This window comes from Pontibacter mangrovi (assembly GCF_006385705.1).
GTDB lineage: Bacteria > Bacteroidota > Bacteroidia > Cytophagales > Hymenobacteraceae > Pontibacter > Pontibacter mangrovi.
The window spans coordinates 301,126-321,082 of the sequence record NZ_VFRQ01000002.1; the positions used below are offsets into that span (position 1 = coordinate 301,126).

Here is a 19,957-nt window from a genome sequence, read left to right on the forward strand (position 1 = left end):
CGAAATGTGTTGCAGCTAATTTATACTTGGCCGCCTCAGCACAAAGTAAAGGTTTTATTTTCGGTTTTGCAGATGATACGATAGAAAGCAGGAAGAGGGAGGTGGGCTGTTGCTGTACCTACACGGGTTACACGAAAAAAGCATGTAAACTATTCCGCGGCCAAGCGTAAAGCAGGGTAGCAAATCAACTTATACTTCTATACCTATGGGATTACTAAGCGGCATGATGGGGCACGCCTCCGAGGTGTCTATCGAAAAACTGGCAAAAGAATTTCAGCCTATCCTAATCGATGATGAGCGCATCGAACGCGCCTACAAACTGATCCGGGACATGCTGGTGTTCACGAACAAGCGCCTCATCCTAGTAAACAAGCAGGGCCTCACCGGCTCCAAGATCGATTACCAAAGCATCCCTTACGGCAGCATCAAGATGTTTTCCAAAGAGAGCGCCGGCATCGCCGACCTGGACGCCGAACTGAAGATCTGGCTCACCGGGGAATCGGAACCAACGATAAAGCAGGATTTCCGGAAAGGTGATAATATCAATGAGGCGTATCGAGTGCTGAGTAAGTATGTGTTGTGACCTCCCCTGCCAAGTCCAACCACCCCTAACCCCTCCTTATCCAAGAAGGGGTTAGGGGTGGGTTAACCATTTGCAGATGAAACACTAAATTATACCTTACAAGCCATACTTAAATGAACTCTCAAAGCAGCTCCGTCAGAACAGCACACTTTCTGAGGTTATACTTTGGAATGAGCTAAAGATCAAACAGCTACTGGGACTCGATTTTGACAGGCAAAAACCGCTTGATAACTATATTGTAGACTTCTACTGCAAGGAGTTATTGTTGGGTATAGAGATTGATGGAGACAGCCACGACTATACTTATGAATTGGATGTGGCAAGGCAGCAAGCACTCGAAAACCTTGGCGTGAGCTTCTTGCGCTTTGACGATAAAGAGGTGAAGCAAAATTTGGGTAATGTTCTCAGACAGATTGAGGCTTGGGTTCTGGAACATCGGTAGGTGTAAGAACCCACCCCTAACCCCTCCGAGGAGGGGAATTGTTGCTCCACTGAGAATTGCCTCTAACTTCAAAGTATAAAAACAAGAAGCCCCACAAGCTATACTTGCAGGGCTTTTAAGAATATTTTTATAGCTGAAGCTTAATGTGTAGCTCCATTAGGAATCACCTCGCCATACAAATCAAAATCAGAAGCATCTGTGATCTTCACGTTGGCAAAATCACCTAATCTTACATATGTATTGTCGGCTGGCACCAGCACCTCGTTGTCTACCTCCGGAGAGTCGTACTGCGTACGACCCACGAAGTAGCCGCTTTCTTTGCGGTCGAAGAGTACTTTGTAGGTGTTGCCGATCTTCTCCTCGTTCAGCTCCACCGAAATACCCTGCTGCAACTCCATGATGGCATCGGCACGCTCCTGCTTCACTTCCTCCGGCACACTGTCTTCTAAAGTATAGGAGTGCGTGTTATCTTCGTGCGAATAGGTAAAGATGCCCAAGCGGTCGAAGCGCGTCTCCTCTACCCAATCATACAGCTCCTGGAAGTCCTGGTCTGTCTCGCCCGGGTGACCGGCAATCAGGGTGGTTCGCAGGGCGATGTCCGGTACGCGCTGGCGGATCTGGTCTACAAGCTCAATAGTTCTGCGCTTGCTGATGCCGCGGCGCATGGTTTTGAGCATGTTATCGGAGATGTGCTGCAGCGGCATGTCGAGGTACTTGCAGATGTTCTCGCGCTCGTTCATCACGTCGAACACGTCCATCGGGAACTGCGACGGGTAGGCGTACTGCATCCTGATCCACTCGATTCCGTCTACATCAGACAGGTTTCTCAGCAAATCAGCCAGCTTGCGCTCGCCGTAGTGCTGCAGGCCGTAGTAGGTCAGGTCCTGCGCAATCAGCACCAATTCCTTCGTGCCCATACTTGCCAAGCGCTTCGCCTCGCGCACCAGGTCCTCAATCGGGCGGTCTACGTGCTTGCCGCGCATCAAAGGGATGGCGCAGAACGAGCAGGGGCGGTTACAGCCTTCGGCTATCTTAAAGTATGCAAAGTGCGATGGCGTGGTTAATAAACGCTCCCCGATCAGCTCGTGCTTGTAATCGGCCTCCAGCTTCTTGAGCAACTGCGGCAGCTCCAGCGTACCAAAGTAGGCGTCCACCTGCGGAATCTCCTGCTCCAGCGAGTCTTTGTAGCGCTGCGAAAGGCAACCTGTAACGTATAATTTATCTATCTGGCCGGCCTCCTTAGCCTCGGCGTAACGCAGAATGGTATCGATAGACTCCTGCTTGGCGTTATCGATAAAGCCACAGGTATTCACGATGATGATGTTGGAATCATCGTTCTCAGACTCGTGCGCCACCTCAAACTCATTGGCGCGCAACTGCCCCATCAACACTTCCGAGTCCACCAGGTTTTTAGAGCAACCCAATGTAACTACGTTTACTTTATCTTTCTTGAGCGATCTTACTTTCACGGATTAATAACTTGCTTTATAATTGATCAGAAACTCCACGCTGGTTACCTGCCCCTCCTCTACCTCCACCGGGTTGATGTTCATCTCTCCGTCAAAGATACTGGCAAACAAGCCCTTCTCCTCCTTCGAGAAAAGGCTGTACCTGCCGGGCTTCAGGCTAACCGCAAAGTTGCCATTAGCATCTGTAACAACCTGAGTCACTAAATTAGTTTGAATGTTGGTGTGAAAAACACCGTCTGTGGTTTTGGCTTGGCTGGCGTTGGTGAGTTCGTAGATGTATAGGGTGCGCTGCACGCCCCTGCCTTTGCTCGGCGGCGCGTCCGGTGAGGGCATCTGGTTTCCCGATACCCACAGCACCTGCCCGCGTATACCTTGTGCTACGGGAGTTTGCTGCTCCTGCACCTGTTTTGCCTGTTCCTGGTTTTCCATCGGCTCTTGTGTGTTTTGATGGGTCTGGTTGGCGCCGTTGCACTGCGACAGCAGCAGCGCCAGCGGCAACAGCAGGAACTTAGCCATGGCTATACTTTATTTGCGTGAGAAGAACGACTCTACAAACTCGTGCTTGTCGAACAGCTGCAGGTCCTCAATTTTCTCGCCAACCCCGATATACTTTACCGGGATCTTAAACTCGTCGGAGATTCCTATCACCACGCCGCCTTTGGCCGTGCCATCCAGCTTGGTAATGGCCAGCGCCGTTACGTCGGTCGCTTTGGTAAACTCGCGGGCCTGCAGCAGGGCGTTTTGGCCTGTGCTGCCATCCAGCACCAGCAGCACCTCGTGCGGCGTGTCAGGTGTTATCTTCTGCATCACGCGCTTGATCTTGGCCAGCTCGTTCATCAGGCCCACCTTGTTGTGCAGTCGTCCGGCCGTATCGATGATCACCACATCGGCGCCTGTTTCCACGCCTTTCTTCACGGCATCATAAGCCACAGAGGCCGGGTCGGTGTTCATGCCGTGCGAAATAACCGGCACGCCCACGCGCTCACCCCAGATGATGAGCTGGTCTACGGCAGCGGCCCGGAACGTATCGGCAGCGCCCAGCACTACCTTTTTACCGGCCTTATGGAACTGCGCGGCCAGCTTGCCAATGGTCGTGGTCTTGCCCACGCCATTCACACCCACCACCATGATCACGTATGGCTTTATGTCTTTTGGCAGGTCGAAGTTGGCGCCGTCGCCGGCACGGTTCTCCTCCAGCAGCGCCGCAATCTCCTCGCGCAGGATAGTGTCCAGCTCATCGGTGCTCACGTACTTGTCGCGGGCCACGCGCTGCTCAATGCGGTCAATGATTTTTACCGTCGTGTCCACCCCTACGTCGGCATGCACCAGAATCTCCTCCAGTTCGTCGAGCACCTCCACGTCCACGGTGGATTTGCCCATAACGGCTTTGCTTAGCTGACCGAAAAAGTTGCTCTTGGTTTTCTCGAGGCCTTTGTCCAGCGATTCTTTTTTCTTCTCTTTGCTGAAAAAGTCAAAAATTCCCATGCCGGTTTACGATGTAGGGTGAATATTATCTCACTGATACGGTAATATACTAAAAAAGTCCCGGTAAAGGGACTTCTTCGTATTATCTATCTATCGATGTAGAGTAGGCTGTTTATTTCTTAGAAAGGAACTCCTGCACTTTGTCAACAGGTACCATCTCCTCTTTAAAGCTGTAAGCACCAGTTTTTGGGGACTTCACAGCCTTAATTACTTTCGCCCAGTCTTTACCTGTAGCGGTCTTTAGGGTTGCAACTACCTTCTTAGCCATGGTTATTTAATTTCTTTATGTACAGTTACTTTTTTCAACACAGGGTTATACTTCTTCAGCTCAAGACGCTCTGGAGTATTCTTTCTGTTTTTGGTAGTGATGTACCTTGAAGTTCCAGGCATGCCAGTAGCTTTGTGCTCTGTACACTCCATAATAACCTGGATTCTATTACCTTTTGCTTTTTTAGCCATCTCGACAGTAATTTTTTATTTAGGACTGCAAATATAAAAGCTTAAATCTCTAATTACAAACAATGTATAAATTTTCTTGTAGAAGCACGCTGCCGCACTTCACACAATTTACACTTGTAGGATAAGCGGCCCCTCCTGCCGCGGCAGAAAAGGCTAAGGTCAAAAAAAGAGCAACGGAGGGAAAGCATCTACAGCTTCTCTCCGTTGCCGATGTTTATCTTAAAGTACCAGATGGCTTTTTCCGGGGCAAGCCTGGCGCCAAAGGCTACCGTAGGCGGCGCAGCCGGATTACAGCACTACTAGTACAGGATGTAACCTTGCTCTACAGCCTTCTTCAACACCGCAGTGATACCATTCTTGTTGATGGTTCTCAGTGCAGAAGTAGAAACTTTCAGCGTTACCCAAGCATCCTCCTCCGGGATGTAGAAGCGCTTCTTCTGTAGGTTTGGATAAAACTTACGCTTCGTCTTGTTGTTAGCGTGAGAAACGTTATTACCTACCTGTGGTCTTTTACCTGTTAAGTCGCAAACTCGTGCCATCTTGTATTCTTTTCTGGTTTATTTCAATAGGGGTGCAAATATCTATAAAAAGAAACAGAATATCAACCCCCTAGCTAAAATTTTACTTTACCTGTGTAGAACCTGCTTCGCGGCGCGGGCTTCGGTTACAGCTTTTATACTTCCTTCCGCTTTGCCGCCACCTGCTCATGGAAGCCGTAAGGGCAATGCTTACAGGCGTTTTTGCAGCAGTAGCCGCGCTTCTGCAGGTACTTTGCCGTGAGCACCATCAGCCCTTGCTGGTTAAAATAAAAGTCTTCTCCTTCGGTTAGCTTCTGTGCCAAGTCTTCCTCTTTTTAGCCTGCAAAGCTCGCCAAATAAATAAAGGCATGCAAACATGCGTTACAAGCTTGTCACCTTTTGGGCTGCGGCTACACAAACGCGTTTCCGGCCGCGGCGGCGCTACCCAGCCTTGTTACCCTGCGCCCATGTTTTGATGTGGGGCTGAAATGTGTAATTTTGACAACATTAAACCCAATTTACTGTAATTAAGAGAGTGGCCGCGGGCTACCAGCCACTCCAGAATCTGATAATCGAAAACTATGAACACTCAAACCATCACCTCCAGCCAGCAGGCTATCGACACCGAGCACAAGTATGGTGCCCATAACTACCACCCGCTACCCGTGGTGCTTAACCGCGGCGAAGGCGTGTACCTGTGGGACGTAGAAGGAAAGCGCTACTATGATTTCCTGTCGGCTTACAGCGCCGTGAACCAAGGCCACTGCCACCCCAAAATAGTTGGGGCACTAACCGATCAGGCGCAGCAGCTGACGCTTACCTCCCGCGCCTTCTACAACGATAAGCTGGGCCTGGCCGAGAAGTATATCTGTGAGCTGTTCGGCTACGATAAGTCGCTGTACATGAACTCAGGAGCCGAGGCCGTGGAGACAGCCATCAAACTGGCCCGCAAGTGGGGCTATATGAAGAAGGGCATCGCGCCGCACAATGCCGAGATCATCGTGGTGGAGCATAACTTCCACGGCCGCACCACCGGCATCATCTCCTTCTCCACCGACCCTGACTCGACCAAAGGCTTCGGACCATACATGCCGGGCTACAAGGTGATTCCTTATAATGATGTGGAGGCGCTGGAGCGCGCCCTGAAGGAGAACCCGAACGTGTGCGGTTTCCTGGTGGAGCCGATACAGGGCGAGGCTGGCGTGGTGGTGCCGGACGAGGGTTACCTGGCCAAGGCGCAGGCGCTGTGCAAGGAGTATGACGTGCTGCTGATGGCTGACGAGATACAGACCGGCATCGGGCGCACCGGCAAACTGCTGGCCAGCTACTACGACGACGTGAAAGCCGACATACTTATACTTGGCAAGGCGCTCTCTGGCGGCGTGCTGCCGGTTTCCTGCGTGCTGGCCAACGACGATATCATGCTCTGCATCCAGCCGGGCGAACACGGCTCTACCTTTGGCGGCAACCCGCTGGCGGCTATGGTTGCCATTGCTGCGTTGGAAGTGATCCGGGAGGAGAACCTAACGGAAAACGCGAACAGGCTCGGAGAGGTATTCCGCGAGCGCATGCGCCGCCTCATCGAGAAGCGCCCTGAGCTGGTAACGCTGGTGCGCGGCCGTGGCCTGTTGAATGCTATCATAATCAAGCCTACCGAAGATGGCCGCACGGCCTGGGATGTGTGCGTAGAGCTAAAAGACAAAGGCCTGCTGGCCAAGCCAACCCACGGCGATATCATCCGTTTTGCGCCACCACTGGTAATGACGGAGGATCAGCTGCACGAGTGCTGCGACATCATTGAAGAGGTGATCATGGGCTTCTAAAGTATAAACCACCACAAGTATGAAAGGCAGGGGCTACGGCTTCTGCCTTTTTTATTTCCCGCCCATATGGTTTATGCTCATGGACCGCCCCCGGACAAACAGCTTTATACTTGCTCAGTTTATACTTTCACCTCCCTCGCTGAACCGCCAGCCATACTTTTACCCTCTTTCCCAGCCTCTTCCGCAGCAACTGGCACTATATATGCTAAGGCTATATTTGCCATTACTACATTGGCTAACAACGCTACTATACCTATAAAACTATGAGAAATACATTACTGACTGCAGTGCTGGCGGGAGTGCTGGCGCTGCAGGGTTGCTCTGTTCCGCACATGGCCCTGGAGTCTGCCTTTAAACAGGAGGCGCAGGAGTTGCCCGTAGAGGGGCGCAAAGTGCTCAAGCCGAACGGCAAGTTCACCATCGGCGACTATACGGTGGCCAACGTGCACCGCGGCTGGAAGAACAGCGGCGGCTTCAACCTTTTCGGCTACGAGAACATCAAGGCAAAGCAACAGCATGAGTTTAGCCTGATGAGCGCACAGGGCACGGAATGGTACGTGTTCGGCGCCAGCCGCCTGCACGAGAAGAACCTGAAGTCCAGCAACGGCATCAGCATACGGCTTTCGCCCAACCTGGAGTACTACGCCAGCTACTTCACCTCCCCCGAGAGCGGCCAGTGGCACCTGCTCACTTCCGACCCCGGCCATTACCAGGACCGCCAGCGCTTCGAGGGGGAGCTATCCAACGGCAGCACTGTTTATACCGTGGCGCCTGTGTACAAGTTTGAAGGCAAAAGTATGCCGCTGCCTGATATTGTTGGCTATGAGTTTAAGGCCGGCAAGGAGCTGCTGGGGGCGGTGCAGGTGCTCAATAACGGCAAGGTATGGCTGCAGCCCAACCTCCCCGACGATACGCGCATGGTGCTCGCCAGCGCCATGGCCTCGCTGCTGCTCTACGAGAAGCTGCACAACTCCAACTCCTCCCTTGAACCAAATCTTTAGCCACACACGTTTCCTGTTTTATAGTAGCTATCTGGATATTAGTCGATTAAATCGCCGCAGAAGTATAAAACCTGCTACATCTTACGTTATTAGCGTATACCTTTCATATGGCTGCTATGCTTTCACATTTTGATCAAGTATAAATGAAGAAATTCTTTTGGTGGTGTGCCGGCGCCGACGATACGATTCTTGAGAAGTGCTCTAAATCGGAGCACGTAAAGTATGCGGGTGTGGGCGCCACCGTGCTTTTCACGGGCCTGCTGGCCAGCATCTCGGGCGGCTATGCCCTTTACACCGTTTTTGACTCCGTACCGATGGCGGTTGCCTTTGGCCTGCTGTGGGGCGCTGTCATCTTCAACCTCGACCGCTTTATTGTATCCACGCTGCGCAAGGAGGGTAGGTTCTGGAAAGAGCTGCTGATGGTAACGCCGCGTATCCTGCTGGCCTTGGTGCTGGCCGTTGTTATCTCCAAACCACTGGAGCTGAAGATCTTTGACAAGGAGATACAGGCCGTGCTGAAGGAGAAGCAGGCGGAGCTGGCCATAGAGCACAAGCAACTGGTGGGGCGCCAGTTTGCCGAGGTAGACTCTGTAAAGGCTGAGATGGCCGCTATACGCCAGGAGGTGGAGGCCAAGCTGCAGGAGCGCAACAAGTTCTACGAGGCCGTGGCCGCTGAGGCCGATGGTACCGGTGGTACGGGCAAGGTGGGCCGCGGCCCGATATATGAGGAGAAAAAGCGCCAGTATGATAAAGTAGACGAGGAGCTGAAACTGCTGCAGGCCGACGCCCAGGAGCGCATTAACCAGCGCCAGCAACGCATCAACAACCTCATGGCAAAGTATGATGAGACAGTGGCGGAGGGGCAGGAGAGTTTCTCGAACTACGATGGCCTGATGGCCCGTATCAATGCGCTGGATGAGCTGCCTTGGCTGCCGGTATTCTTTATCACGCTGCTGTTCATCTGCCTTGAAACCGCCCCCATCTTTACCAAGCTCATCTCCAGCAAAGGCCCTTACGACGACATCCTGAAAGGGATAGAGCACGAGCGCACCACGCAGGAGATGCAGCGCGTGGCTGAGCGGCAGAAGCAGTACGACACCCGCCAGGAGGTGGCTGAGGCAAAGTTTACGGCCCGCCGCGAGTATGAAATAGATGCCAAGCGAGAGGAAGAGCGCATCAAGTCGGATGCGCACCTGGAGGTGGTACGCGAGTCTGCCGCGGTATGGAAGGAGCGCAAACTGGCCGACATCCACCGCAGCCCCAACACCGCCAGCGATGTGCTGAATGATAATGAGGAAAACGGTTACTATAAGTGGTAAGCCTGTTTTAGCAAGTATGAATCATCAGCCTGAGCCGGTTTCGGCTCAGGCTTTTTTATGGCTCCTTGGTTATAAGATCAAGCTTCCCTAGCGCAAGCGTCCGCTTGTGCCTTTATACTTTGCCGCTGTCTTTGTAATTCGACACAGCTATCCTATCTAGCTTCTGCTGATCCTCAGTCTTATAAGCGACTCTTTGCATTTCTTGCTGTGGCTCCCTCAAGGCCAGGGGGCCTCGCCTTCGGGCATCGCGCTGTCTACACTTCCTTTGCTCCTGCGTCGCAGTGCCGCCAAGGCGAAACCGGAAATCTAGAAGGCGCTCTTGTCGAGGCCCCCTACCCCCACCCAAAGACTGGGATCAGTTCGATAGCCACGGCTGACGGAGTTTAAACCAAGTCACCCTTCGAAGGGGGCAGAAGTATAAACCCACCCCTAATTCCCCTCCTCCGAGGGGCTAGGGGTGGGTTTATACTTCTGCTGATGACAACACCAACCATGAAACTTATACTTCTGAAATGGTAACTCAAGATTCCCCTCCTTAGACAAGTCGTAGATCCCGGACTTGTTTCGGGAGATGGTCAAGGGTGGTTGGGCCCGGTGCCGCAGCCACACGTTCACGCCCTTGAAATACATTCAAGACAAGCCTCTCTGGAAACTCTAACTGAGCTCTATCTGGAGCAACACAACGATACCGTCAGTCAAGCAAAAAGGCCTGCAGCATTTCAGCAGCAGGCCTTTACATCATCTTAAACCACTTTATCAATTTATAATTCGCAGGATTATCCGCATTGTCGCTATTGTCATCCATAATTCTCTACTCATTTATTTATACTTAAGTTCTACCCCCTACTCTTTTAAAACACCGCTTTAGTAAAAGGTTTACGCGAAAACACGGTTACCTCGTCCACGTCTTTCAGGCGGCAGATAAAACGGGTCATGCGTTCCACGCCAAATCCCCCACCTGCAGTTTTCGGGATGCCGCCTTCTTTGGCTACCTCCAGGTAATGGGCAAAAGCCTCTTCGTTGGTGCCTACCTCCGCCATGCGCTTGCGTATCTGGTGGTACTCGTGCTCCCGCTCCGCGCCCGACAGGCCTTCGCCGAAGCCTTCCGGCCAAATCACGTCATAGTTCAGGTAGGTGCCCGGCTTCTTTGGGTCCTCTTTGTCATAGAACTCGCGCTTGTGGTTCAGCAGCCAGAACGGCGCAGTGGCCTCCGCCGATTTAAGGTGCTCATAGTCCGGGCCCATGGCAGCCTCCAGTTTCTCGGTGCGGCATACCTCCCACTTCTCGTACTGCGGCAGCAGCTCCCCGCGCAACTCAAGTATCGTTTCCGGCATCTCCTCGTTCAGGCGGCGGAACACGAAGTTTACCAGCTCCTCCATAAACTCCATCACGTAAAAGCGGTCCTTGCCCTTAAACTCAAAATCAACCTGCGTAAACTCGAACAAGTGGCGGCCCGTGTCGGCGCGGTCGGAGAACTCCAGGCGCACGTTCGGCGACACGATGTAAATGCTGCTAAGCTCAGGGTTCATCAGGGCCAGCTGCTTATGGAAGATCATGGATTTGGTGAGGCTCCAGCGCTGGTCGGCATAGCCAATGGAAGCGTCTACCACGCCATGGTTCAGCGGGTCGGTGATGGGCGAGAGCATGAGCGGCATGAGCTGCGTCAGGCCTTTCTTGTACATAAAGTCGTGGGTGGCCCGCACGATGCCCTGCTGCACTTTCAGTATCTTGGGCAGCGATGTCCGGCTCAGGTGGCTCACGGTGGCATCTAGCACCGTCGGTTCCGTAAGTGTTACTGATTCTGTCATTTTTTTGAAAATTTGTTAACTAAATGAGTTTTATTACATCACAAAGCTAACAAATGTTGTCTTAAATTATAAATTTATTAAACTTTATTTTAGCTATTTAATAGATTTTCAATTTTAGAATCTTATCTTTGAAACTTTGTTAATAACAGCAAGTACAGGACCATATGAATTATGAAATTGATAATCTGGACAAGCAGATTTTAAGGCTCTTGATGCAGGACGTGACGCGTGCGTATACTGACATTGCCAAAGAACTGCACGTTTCGGGCGGCACGATCCATGTGCGGATGAAGAAGCTGACGGAGATGGGCGTGGTAAAAGGGGCGCAGCTGCTGATCAACCCTTCGGCAGTGGGGTTTGATATCTGTGCGTTTATCGGGGTGTTCCTGGAGAAGGGCTCGGAGTACAAAGAAACTGTGGAGAAGATGCGGGCTATCCCTGAAATTGTGGAACTGCACTATACCACCGGCGCCTACAGTATGTTCGCCAAGATCATTTGCCGCGACACCAAGCACCTGCGCGAGGTGCTGAACGAGAAACTACAGTCTATTGAGGGCGTGCAGCGCACCGAAACGCTGATCTCACTGGAGGAAAGTATAAACCGCCAGATTGAGATAGAATAACAAAAGCGCCACCTGCAGTACTACAGGTGGCGCCTTTGCTTATGTGCTTAACGTAGGGAAGTAAAATCTATGAAACGAAGGCCTCAAACGCCTGTGCGGACATGGAGGGCTCAAACTCTGTTATCTCATATGCCGCAATAGCGTGCCTGTGAAAAGGGTCTTCCTGCAGTAGCGCCTGCAGCTCCGCCAGGCTGCAGTTGTAGGCAAGTATAACACCACCGGTACGCGGCACTTTCCTCCCCGAAACCACAAACTTCTTGGCAGCATAGCACTTATTCAGAAAGGCTACGTGCTCTGCCAGGTGTTTTTCTACTTCAGCCAGCGGCTTTATATAGGTAAGCGATACAAGAAACATACCCTTTAGTATAGCTTCTGCAGCGCCTCACGCAGCCTGCCCAGCGAGGCTTTGATATCCTCCAGAGAGGCACCTCCTACCGACAGCCTGAACCAGTTCAGGTCTTTGCCGGAACCGAAGGCAGAGAACGGTACCACGGCCAGTTTTGCCTCGTGCAGCACGTAAAACGTAATGTCCTGGCTCGTCTCCAGCACTTTGCCTTCCGGCGTGGTCTTGCCCGCCAGGTCCATTTTGGCAGAAAGGTAGATGGCGCCCATCGGCTCAATGGCATCCACGGCATAACCCTCCGACTTCAGTTCCTGAAAGCCGTTATACAGCACGTTCAGGCTTTCCTGCACCTTCGGCTTAAACTCATCCATAAAGCCGTTCACCTCCTCGGGCTGCTGCAGAAACTCGGCCATGGCCATTTGCTCCGCCTTAGGCGCCCAGGCACCCACATGGCCAAGTATGGATTTCATTTTGTCCATCACCACTGTCGGGCCAAAGGCATAGCCTACGCGCACGCCTGTGGCGGCAAAGCACTTGGAGGTACCATCGATGTATACTGTGTAATCACGCATCTCGGGGCGCAGGCTTACCGGGTCGTAGTGTTCAGCATTGCCAAAGGTCAGCATCCAGTAGATCTGATCGTAGAGCATGTACAGCGGCTTCTCGCCTTCGCCGCGGCTGCGGTTCTCCTCCAGCACCAGGTCGCAGATTTCCTCCAGGTCTTTTTTAGAGAACATCGTGCCCGTAGGGTTCAGGGGCGAGCACAGGGCCAGCATGGTAGCGCCCTTCAGGTGCGGCTTCACGTCGGCGGCAGTCGGCATAAAGTTGTTCTCCGGCCGCGTCTTCACCTCCACCGGCGTAGCGCCAGAAAGGTGGCAGTAGTGGTTGTTGTTCCAGGATGGCGTTGGGTACACCACCTTATCGCCTGGGTCTACCAGGGCCAGGTAGGTGGCGTAGATGAGCGGGCGGGAGCCGCCGGCCACCAGTATATCGTTCTCCGGGTAAGTGAGGCCAAGGCGCTCTTTGGTGAAGTTTACCACCGCCTTGCGCAGCACTGCCACGCCGTTGGCAGGCGGGTAATTGGTGTGCCCCTGCTCGTAGGCTTTGGTGATGCCCTTGCGCAGCTCCTCCGGAATCGGGTAAATGCTTGGGTTAAAGTCGCCGATGGTGAGGTTGCAGATAGGCTCGCCTTTGGCAATCATTGCGTTCACCTCGCCGGCTACCCGAATAATCTCGGAGCCGATCAGGTTCTGCGCCATTTTAGAAACTGTCATGGTATTATTTGCTGAGTATAAGAAGGTCCTGTAAAGTTATATATTTCTGACATAGCTTGCGCAACTCTTTACAAGTTTGTTTGCCAGCACGCTACTTCCTGACTAAATTTATACTTACTGCACTAAATCATTAAGTATTTAGCAAAATAAATACACTTTAGTACCTTAAAACAACAGGCTAGCCGTAAGCTTGATGCGCAGGTTGTCGCCTTTGTTTGCCAGTGAGTATGGCCCATACCGGTAAAAGGCCCCTACCCCCACGCCACTAAACGGAGAGCTGATGATGTTGTTCAGCATCAAGCCAGATTCAAAGAAGCCCTTGCGCATACTTCTGAAAGCAACAGCATACTGCTCCTGCAGCGGCTCCTCCATACCTCCAACGCCAACGTTCGTGACCGCCACCAGGTCAGGGGCGAAGAAGCGGGTGTTGAGCAGGCGCTTTCCGAAGTTCTGGGAGAAGAACAGCGCGGCATACCTGTCGGAGAAGAACTCGTAGGGATACATCGTCTCAAAGCCCTCGCCGGTGTAGAGTTTATAATCGGGGTTGTTGCTGCCGTAGCCGTTGTAGCGCGTTACGAGCGGGGCGTTGCCCTCCACCAGGCCGCCTGCAAGTATAAAACTGCTCTCGCCGAAGGTGCGGTGCCGCAGCAGGGCCTTCAGCCGCAGGTCATACTTGTTATAGCCGTAGTCGCCGTCCAAAACACCATCCAGCCCGCGGGTATACTGCAGCCACAGCACCGGCCGGTCTTCATCCGTCATCGGCACCAGGCGGTTGAACTGCTGCATGTACTGCTCGCCGGGGGCATAGCGCAGGCTTAGCACCGCCTCCGCCAGGTTAAAGGCCGGCAGCGGCTGCCCCTCCGGCTGCAGCAGCGTTGGCTGCAGCAGCGTTGGCCGCCGCTCCTCCTGCCGCAGCTGCGCGTTTGCCTGCAGGTAGCGCAGCACGCGCCCCTGCAGCGCTATACTTTGGTGCGTGGTATAATCCATGTCCGTGAGCAAGGCCCGCCGCAGGCTGCCCAGCAAGCCGTGGCTCTCCTCAAAAGCCTGCCTGCGTCCGCCGGTTTCCAGCACGTCCTCAAAGTATACAGCCTTTAGCTGTAGCTCCAGCGGCTGGTAAAGTATAACCGAGGCATCGGCACCATACTTGGCCTCCTCATCCTTGAAACCATAGCCCCAGTAGCCGCCCACTTTGTACCGCTCCGAAAACAGGTCATTCGTGTGTGCGCCCATCCCCAGCCGCAGGCCTTCAAAAGCACTCACGCGGAACAGGCGCTTCAGGTCCAGGCTAATTGGGCCAATCGGAACCTGCTTGCTCATCAGGTACTCCAGGGTGCGGATGGTGCGATCGAGCTTTTGGGCGCGGCCCACGCTGTCGAGGCGCTCATAGGTAAGCTGCTCCAGCTGCGTGAGCGAGTCAGGACGGTAGACCTGGAAGAAACTGTCGGGCCGGCGGTTGGCGTTTGGCTGCTGCTGCAGGGCCACCACGCCAAAGTCAGAGCGGCGCAGGCTGGGGGTTAGGTTGATGTTGGTGATGTAGGTGCGCATGTGCGCGTAAGGCTGGTGCCCGTTCAGGTTGAGCTGCGGGATGGTGAGTTCCACGTCCAGCTCCGTGGGGAACCACTGCTGCTGCGCCCCCACCCGCTCGTAGCGCTGCTGCAGCTGTATGTTGCGCTTGTCGTCGCCAGCCGAGCCGGCCAACACGTTCTGCACCGCCCAGCCGCTGCTGTTGATGTAGAGCAATCCTTTCAGCCCCTCAAAGTTCTTGCCCTGCTCCGGCTCAAACGAAATGACAAAAATGCTGTCCTGCCCCTGCACCACCGTCTCCTGCAGCACAAAGTTATACTTGCGGGTACTGCTCGGGCTGATGGGGCTCAGGTAGCGCTTCCCGAAGAATACCGGCAGGTCGTCGTACACCGAGAACTCACGGGCCTCGGCGGCCACCACGCCAAAGCTCGGCTGCTGCAGGCCCGACACGCGCGTGGCCAGGATCGTTTCTTTGGTATGATTAGGCTGCAGAAAAGCATAGTCCGTCACGCTCTCCAGTAGGAACAGGTGCTGCTGGCCCAGCAGCTTGCGCATCTTTAAGTAGGCCGAGTCGCGTTTGGAGAGCTGCAGCGTGTCGCGCAGCTCCTGCTCCCCCACATCGGTGGCGGAAAGTATAAATTTGTTGTAGGTGCGGTAGGTGTAGCTCTCCAGGTTCTGCAGGCGGTGCCGCTCGCGGTTCTGCGTGGCCAGCCGGATGATGCGGTGCGCCGGGTTCTCACCGGTACCCAATACCACCACCTCTTGCAGCCGCGCCGCCGTGGGCTGCAGCTGCACGTTTATACTTTCCACGGAATCCGGGTAAACTATACTTGGCTGATAGCCCACGTAACTGAAGCGCAGGCTACGGATGGGCTGCCGGTGGCGCAGGCGATACTCTCCCTCCAGGTTGGTGGTGGTGCCGGTCTCGCCCTCGTTTACCACAATGCTTACAAAAGGCAGGCGCTCGCCGGTGGCTGCATCGCGCACCACGCCCTGCACCTGCCGCACCTGTGCGAGCACGGTTCCGGTTAGCAGGCAAAAGTATAAAAGTAGGAGGTGGCGAAAGTATGGCATCCGGTAAAGATAAAAAGAAAAGGCGCTACTCCTGCAGCGCCTTCCGCTCTTCGTAAGGTATGGCTTAAAAGGTTACGCTTAGGCCCATGCCCGGGCTCCCGTTTGGCAGCACGGTGGGCACCAGCATGGTATTCAGGCCCTTGTTCTTGGCAAACTTGTCGTGCAGCCAGTACACCGTGTTCACCGAGATGATCCCTACACCGGCCCCGGCCAGCACGTCAGCCATCCAGTGCTCGTTGTTGAGTACGCGCATCACGCCGGTGGCGCTGGCAATGGTGTAGCTGCCCACACTTACCCAAGGGCTCTTGTGCCGGAACTCCTTATCTACCACCGTGGCAATGGTAAAGGCATAGGCCGTGTGGCCGGAGGGGAAAGCCGTCGGCTCGCCGTTTGGCCTATCAATGTTGGTGAGTTTCTTGGTTGGCCACACCAGCGCCGACGTCAGGGCACCGGACGCTAACAGCAGCCCTGTCTGGCGGCGGATGTCGTGGCGGTTTTGGGAGGAGAAGGCGTTAAAGCCGTACAGGTACGCCGCCGGCAGAAAGAAAATGTAATCATCTACCTTGGTGCTGAACTCCGGGGCATGCTGGTCGCGGGCGTCGCGGGCATCGAAGCTGCTGAAAACGCCGTTGCCCTGTATCGTGTAAATTCCTGCGCCAATCAGGGCTGCGGCCGGAAGCACCGCGCGCTTCAGGTAACGCTTGTTCTCGCCCTCGCGCAGCTGCGCCTCCGTGAACGGGTGCTTCTGGCCCGGATATACCGTATCGCCCTGGGCTGAAATATAATAGCTATTAAGCGAGTCTGATAAAACTGACGGCAGCTGACTATCTGCCTTAGCCGGCAATAGGTCTTCCGGCTGCTGCGCCTGTGCCAGCGCGGGGCCTGCTCCTGCCGTTATCCATAGCAGGCAAGCAATCAAACGTAGTTGTTTCAAGTATGCTGAGATTTGGACTGTCATAATTTCAAGCTATAACTTTTGTGCTATACTTTTAGTGCCGACTTTCATAAATTTCGCGCTGCAACCGAACGCCCCCTACGCAGTATATGTAGGCATACGATACACCTGCAACACATGAAAATCCTTTCTGCTGCCCAGACGCGCCAAGCCGATGCCTGTACCATACAGGAAGAAGGCATTAGCTCTACCGACCTAATGGAGCGAGCCGCGAAAGCCTTTACCGGCTGGTTCGAGAATAAGTTTCAGTCTGGCACGGAAGTGCATGTGTTCTGCGGCCCCGGCAACAACGGCGGAGACGGCCTGGCCGTGTCGCGGCTGCTGCACGAGCGGGGCCACCGGGTACAGCCATACCTGGTAGGAGATCTCTCCAAGGCCTCCGATGATTTTAATGCCAACCTTAAGCGCCTGCCGCAGGAGCTGCAGCCAATCCGTGTGCAGGACGCCGCCGCCATCCCCGCACTTTCTAAAAGCGCTTTTATTGTAGACGCCCTCTTCGGCACAGGGCTAAACCGCCCGGTAACGGGGCTGTATGCACAGGTAATCAACAGCCTGAACAGCAGCGGCGCCACCATTGCCTCCGTCGACATCCCCTCCGGGCTGTACACGGACAGCCAGACACCTGAGGAGGGCGCTATTATCCGGGCACATTGCACAGCCACTTTCGAGCTACCCAAGCTGGCTTTTCTGCTGCCGCAGCACGAGCAGTTTGTGGGTGAGTGGCATGTGGTGCCCATTGGCCTGAGTGAAGAGTTTATACTTGGGGCGCCAACTAATTTCTTCTGCACCACCCAGGAGGATATTCAGCAGCTGCTCAAGCCCCGCCGGAAGTTCTCGCACAAAGGCATGTATGGCCACGCGCTCTTGCTTTGCGGTGGCTACGGTAAAATGGGGGCTGCCGTGCTTGCTGCACGCGCTTGCCTGCGCAGCGGGGTTGGCCTGCTCACGGTGCAGGTGCCGCAGGCCGGCTATTCCATACTTCAGACAGCCGTTCCGGAGGCCATGACCCTGACCGATAAAAACCGCAGGCACCTCTCGGAGCTGCCGCAGGGGGTGGAGAAGTATGATGTGATCGGGGTGGGCCCGGGCATTGGCACCGAGCGCGTTACGAAAACCGCTATCGGGCAGCTGCTGGCTACCTCCTCCCATCCTTTGGTAATAGACGCCGACGCCATCAACCTCATCGCTGCCAGCGAGAAACTGAAAGCGCAGCTGTATAAGAAGAAGCTCATCTTTACGCCACACCCCAAAGAGTTTGAGCGGCTGGTAGGGAAGGTGAAAAACGACTACGACCGCCTGCAGCACCTGCGCGAGTTCTGCATGGAGTATAAGTGCTATGTCGCCCTGAAAGGCAGCCATACGGCCATTGGTACGCCCGAGGGAAAAGTATACTTTAACACGACAGGTAACCCGGGCATGGCTACCGGCGGCACCGGCGATGTGCTGACGGGAATAATAACGGCGCTGGTGGGGCAGCAGTACACGCTGGAGGAGGCTTGCCGTTTAGGAGTGTATGTGCACGGACTTGCCGCCGACCTGGCGCTGCAAACTGTTGGGGAAATTGCCATGACAGCCTCTGACGTAATTGATCACCTGCCCAGGGCTTTTCTGCACCTTACCCAGCCCATGCCGTAGCCATGATCACCAGGCCTGCGTGCAGCAGCATGGCGCCGTCGGCAAGTATGGCAAAGTAGATGCGTGGCCGCTCTGCCGAAGACATACTGACGATCAGCGTCGCTACGAGCGTGCTAGCCAGCAGCGCCCAAAGTATAAGCCCCTTTTCCTGGCTCAAAAGCACCAGCGCATACAGCACCAGCAGCCCCAGCGACACCAGCTTGGTACGGCGCACCCCCATCCACCCCGGAAAGGTAAGGGTGTTGGTGTGTTGGTCGTATACATGGTCCCGGATGTCGAAGAGAAGGGCCAGGGCAAGTATAAACAGAAAGCGCCGCAGAAAGAGCATGAGCGCTTCCTGTTGCCATACTTCCATGCCTGCATCCAGCAACGGAAACATCGCCGTAACCACTGCCCATACATAGGCAATCAGGAATACCTTTAGGAGCGGCACGCTGCGCAGCGGCTTCACGCGCTGCCGCTTGTACAGCACCGGCACCGTGTACCCTACCGATATAACGGCCAGGTGCAGCAGAAACCACCAGTTTATTTCGAACCCTGCCCAGAAGTATAAAGTCACTGCCCCGATCAGGCTCAACAGGCCTATGCCCGCCAGCTCCCTTTTGTGCCGCTGGCTCCAAGAGGGGTCATGCGGATTTATAGTTTGGCGGGGGCGGCGCAGCATGCTCTGCACACTGCTCAGGTTGTAGGTAAACAGCGTTGCCAGAAACACGAACACGGCCATGCTCCACGACACCGGCAGTCTCGCCAGCTGATACGTTTCTATGGTAAGCGCAAAGCCGCAGCCAGAGATAAACACGCTGCTATACAACAGTGCCTCCAGTGCCCGCCTCGGCACTGCCACTGTCGCCATTCCGCCTGTGTGTCTCTTCGCTTCCATACTTTTATGCAAGTACGCAACAATTTAGTCGCCAATCAAACGCGGCAACCTGGCCTGTTTAAAAGCATAAAGCCCGACGCAGGTGTTCCTACGCCAGGCTTTAACAGGAAAAGTAATTGCTTAAAGGGCTTTCTCCCTTTTTGGCTCACCAAATGTGGTGTTGTAAAGCTCAATGCTGTCCTGAATGATCTTGTAGGCATGCTCGCGCCCCAGGAACTGCTCTACCACCACTTCTTTGTTTTCCAGCTTTTTGTAGTCCTCAAAGAAGCGGCGCATCTCCAGCAGGGTATGCGGCGGCAGCTCCGATATGTCGTTTATGTGGCGCACGGACATGTCGTTGTAAGCCACGGCAATGATCTTGTCGTCTTCCTCGTTGTTGTCGATCATCTGCATCACGCCGATCACCTTTGCGTCTATCAGGCACATTGGCTGCACGTCTATCGAGCAGATCACCAGTATATCCAGCGGGTCTTTGTCGTCGCAGTAAGTTTGCGGGATAAAGCCGTAGTTAGCCGGGTAGTTAACCGACGAGAACAGTACACGGTCCAGCTTCAGCATGCCGCTATCCTTATCCAACTCGTATTTCGCCTTCGATCCTTTCGGTATTTCAATGATAGCTGTTACTACTTCTGGCGCCATTTCGCCGTAGCTCACACTATGCCATGGATTGTTCTTGTCCTCTGTGTTCTCCATATTCATCATTAGTTTAAAGCGCGCCGTCAATAATTCCTCTTCTTCAGGC

21 protein-coding genes are annotated in these 19,957 nt (G+C 54.1%); 7 read left to right on the forward strand and 14 right to left on the reverse strand.

The annotated features are described in order from the left end of the window. The first annotated feature begins 205 nt into the window (after positions 1–205). Both FJM65_RS04895 and FJM65_RS04900 read left to right on the forward strand, forming a co-directional pair. Positions 206–583: a PH domain-containing protein gene (locus FJM65_RS04895; RefSeq protein ID WP_181163638.1), complete on the forward strand. Its 378-nt coding sequence runs from the start codon at positions 206–208 to the stop codon at positions 581–583. Between the two features lie 91 nt (positions 584–674). Continuing rightward, complete coding sequence (locus tag FJM65_RS04900) at positions 675–1,025, forward strand: endonuclease domain-containing protein (protein ID WP_262710933.1); 351 nt, start codon at positions 675–677, stop codon at positions 1,023–1,025. Positions 1,026–1,165: 140 nt separating this feature from the next. On the opposite strand, the gene rimO is transcribed toward FJM65_RS04900, so the two are convergent. From rimO to FJM65_RS21155, 7 genes are all read right to left on the reverse strand, one after another. After that, positions 1,166–2,494, reverse strand: coding sequence for a 30S ribosomal protein S12 methylthiotransferase RimO (gene rimO / locus FJM65_RS04905; protein WP_140620037.1), 1,329 nt, complete (start codon positions 2,492–2,494; stop codon positions 1,166–1,168). Between the two features lie 3 nt (positions 2,495–2,497). Then, entirely contained in the window at positions 2,498–3,010 is a 513-nt protein-coding gene (locus FJM65_RS04910; protein WP_140620038.1) for a carboxypeptidase-like regulatory domain-containing protein, read from the reverse strand. 9 nt (positions 3,011–3,019) lie between these two features. Next, positions 3,020–3,979 carry a signal recognition particle-docking protein FtsY gene (gene ftsY / locus FJM65_RS04915; protein ID WP_140620039.1) on the reverse strand — a complete coding sequence of 320 codons (960 nt, stop codon included), beginning with the start codon at positions 3,977–3,979 and terminating at the stop codon, positions 3,020–3,022. A gap of 112 nt (positions 3,980–4,091) precedes the next feature. Beyond that, the gene (locus tag FJM65_RS04920) at positions 4,092–4,247 is read right to left on the reverse strand and encodes a DUF4295 domain-containing protein (protein ID WP_140620040.1); all 156 of its coding nucleotides are present in this window, start codon (positions 4,245–4,247) and stop codon (positions 4,092–4,094) included. Between the two features lie 2 nt (positions 4,248–4,249). Beyond that, positions 4,250–4,438 (reverse strand): 50S ribosomal protein L33, encoded by a 189-nt coding sequence (rpmG, locus tag FJM65_RS04925; protein ID WP_073851609.1) that lies wholly within the window; start codon positions 4,436–4,438, stop codon positions 4,250–4,252. 299 nt (positions 4,439–4,737) lie between these two features. Then, complete coding sequence (gene rpmB / locus FJM65_RS04930; protein WP_073851608.1) at positions 4,738–4,977, reverse strand: 50S ribosomal protein L28; 240 nt, start codon at positions 4,975–4,977, stop codon at positions 4,738–4,740. Between the two features lie 134 nt (positions 4,978–5,111). Further along, positions 5,112–5,279: a DUF5522 domain-containing protein gene (locus FJM65_RS21155; protein WP_181163639.1), complete on the reverse strand. Its 168-nt coding sequence runs from the start codon at positions 5,277–5,279 to the stop codon at positions 5,112–5,114. A gap of 258 nt (positions 5,280–5,537) precedes the next feature. On the opposite strand from FJM65_RS21155, the gene rocD reads away from it, so the two are divergent. The 3 genes from rocD (at position 5,538) to FJM65_RS04945 (ending at position 9,099) form a co-directional block, all read left to right on the forward strand. Beyond that, positions 5,538–6,779 (forward strand): ornithine--oxo-acid transaminase, encoded by a 1,242-nt coding sequence (gene rocD / locus FJM65_RS04935; RefSeq protein WP_140620041.1) that lies wholly within the window; start codon positions 5,538–5,540, stop codon positions 6,777–6,779. A 263-nt stretch (positions 6,780–7,042) separates the two neighbouring features. Further along, on the forward strand, positions 7,043–7,780 hold the full coding sequence (locus FJM65_RS04940) for a hypothetical protein (RefSeq protein ID WP_140620042.1): 738 nt from the start codon (positions 7,043–7,045) through the stop codon (positions 7,778–7,780). A 143-nt stretch (positions 7,781–7,923) separates the two neighbouring features. Further along, positions 7,924–9,099, forward strand: a complete 1,176-nt coding sequence (locus FJM65_RS04945) for a DUF4407 domain-containing protein (RefSeq protein ID WP_140620044.1) — start codon at positions 7,924–7,926, stop codon at positions 9,097–9,099. Positions 9,100–9,950: 851 nt separating this feature from the next. Here the strand turns inward: FJM65_RS04945 and FJM65_RS04950 are convergent. Beyond that, on the reverse strand, positions 9,951–10,907 hold the full coding sequence (locus FJM65_RS04950) for an asparagine synthetase A (protein ID WP_140620046.1): 957 nt from the start codon (positions 10,905–10,907) through the stop codon (positions 9,951–9,953). Positions 10,908–11,071: 164 nt separating this feature from the next. On the opposite strand from FJM65_RS04950, the gene FJM65_RS04955 reads away from it, so the two are divergent. Beyond that, positions 11,072–11,530 carry an Lrp/AsnC ligand binding domain-containing protein gene (locus FJM65_RS04955; protein WP_140620048.1) on the forward strand — a complete coding sequence of 153 codons (459 nt, stop codon included), beginning with the start codon at positions 11,072–11,074 and terminating at the stop codon, positions 11,528–11,530. Between the two features lie 67 nt (positions 11,531–11,597). Here the strand turns inward: FJM65_RS04955 and FJM65_RS04960 are convergent, their stop codons facing one another. The 4 genes from FJM65_RS04960 to FJM65_RS04975 form a co-directional block, all read right to left on the reverse strand. After that, entirely contained in the window at positions 11,598–11,885 is a 288-nt protein-coding gene (locus FJM65_RS04960; RefSeq protein WP_140620050.1) for a YciI family protein, read from the reverse strand. Positions 11,886–11,890: 5 nt separating this feature from the next. Beyond that, a complete protein-coding gene (locus FJM65_RS04965) occupies positions 11,891–13,147 on the reverse strand; it encodes a pyridoxal phosphate-dependent aminotransferase (RefSeq protein ID WP_181163640.1) in 1,257 nt (418 codons plus the stop codon). Positions 13,148–13,312: 165 nt separating this feature from the next. Next, positions 13,313–15,745 carry a DUF5686 and carboxypeptidase-like regulatory domain-containing protein gene (locus tag FJM65_RS04970; RefSeq protein ID WP_140620052.1) on the reverse strand — a complete coding sequence of 811 codons (2,433 nt, stop codon included), beginning with the start codon at positions 15,743–15,745 and terminating at the stop codon, positions 13,313–13,315. A 64-nt stretch (positions 15,746–15,809) separates the two neighbouring features. Continuing rightward, complete coding sequence (locus FJM65_RS04975) at positions 15,810–16,703, reverse strand: phosphatase PAP2 family protein (protein ID WP_140620054.1); 894 nt, start codon at positions 16,701–16,703, stop codon at positions 15,810–15,812. A gap of 114 nt (positions 16,704–16,817) precedes the next feature. On the opposite strand from FJM65_RS04975, the gene FJM65_RS04980 reads away from it, so the two are divergent. Next, complete coding sequence (locus FJM65_RS04980) at positions 16,818–18,335, forward strand: NAD(P)H-hydrate dehydratase (protein WP_140620056.1); 1,518 nt, start codon at positions 16,818–16,820, stop codon at positions 18,333–18,335. On the opposite strand, the gene FJM65_RS04985 is transcribed toward FJM65_RS04980, so the two are convergent. Both FJM65_RS04985 and FJM65_RS04990 read right to left on the reverse strand, forming a co-directional pair. Then, entirely contained in the window at positions 18,316–19,215 is a 900-nt protein-coding gene (locus FJM65_RS04985; protein ID WP_140620058.1) for a UbiA prenyltransferase family protein, read from the reverse strand. The genes FJM65_RS04980 and FJM65_RS04985 overlap by 20 nt on opposite strands. A gap of 120 nt (positions 19,216–19,335) precedes the next feature. Further along, positions 19,336–19,914, reverse strand: coding sequence for an inorganic diphosphatase (locus FJM65_RS04990; protein ID WP_140620540.1), 579 nt, complete (start codon positions 19,912–19,914; stop codon positions 19,336–19,338). Between the last annotated feature and the right edge of the window lie 43 nt (positions 19,915–19,957).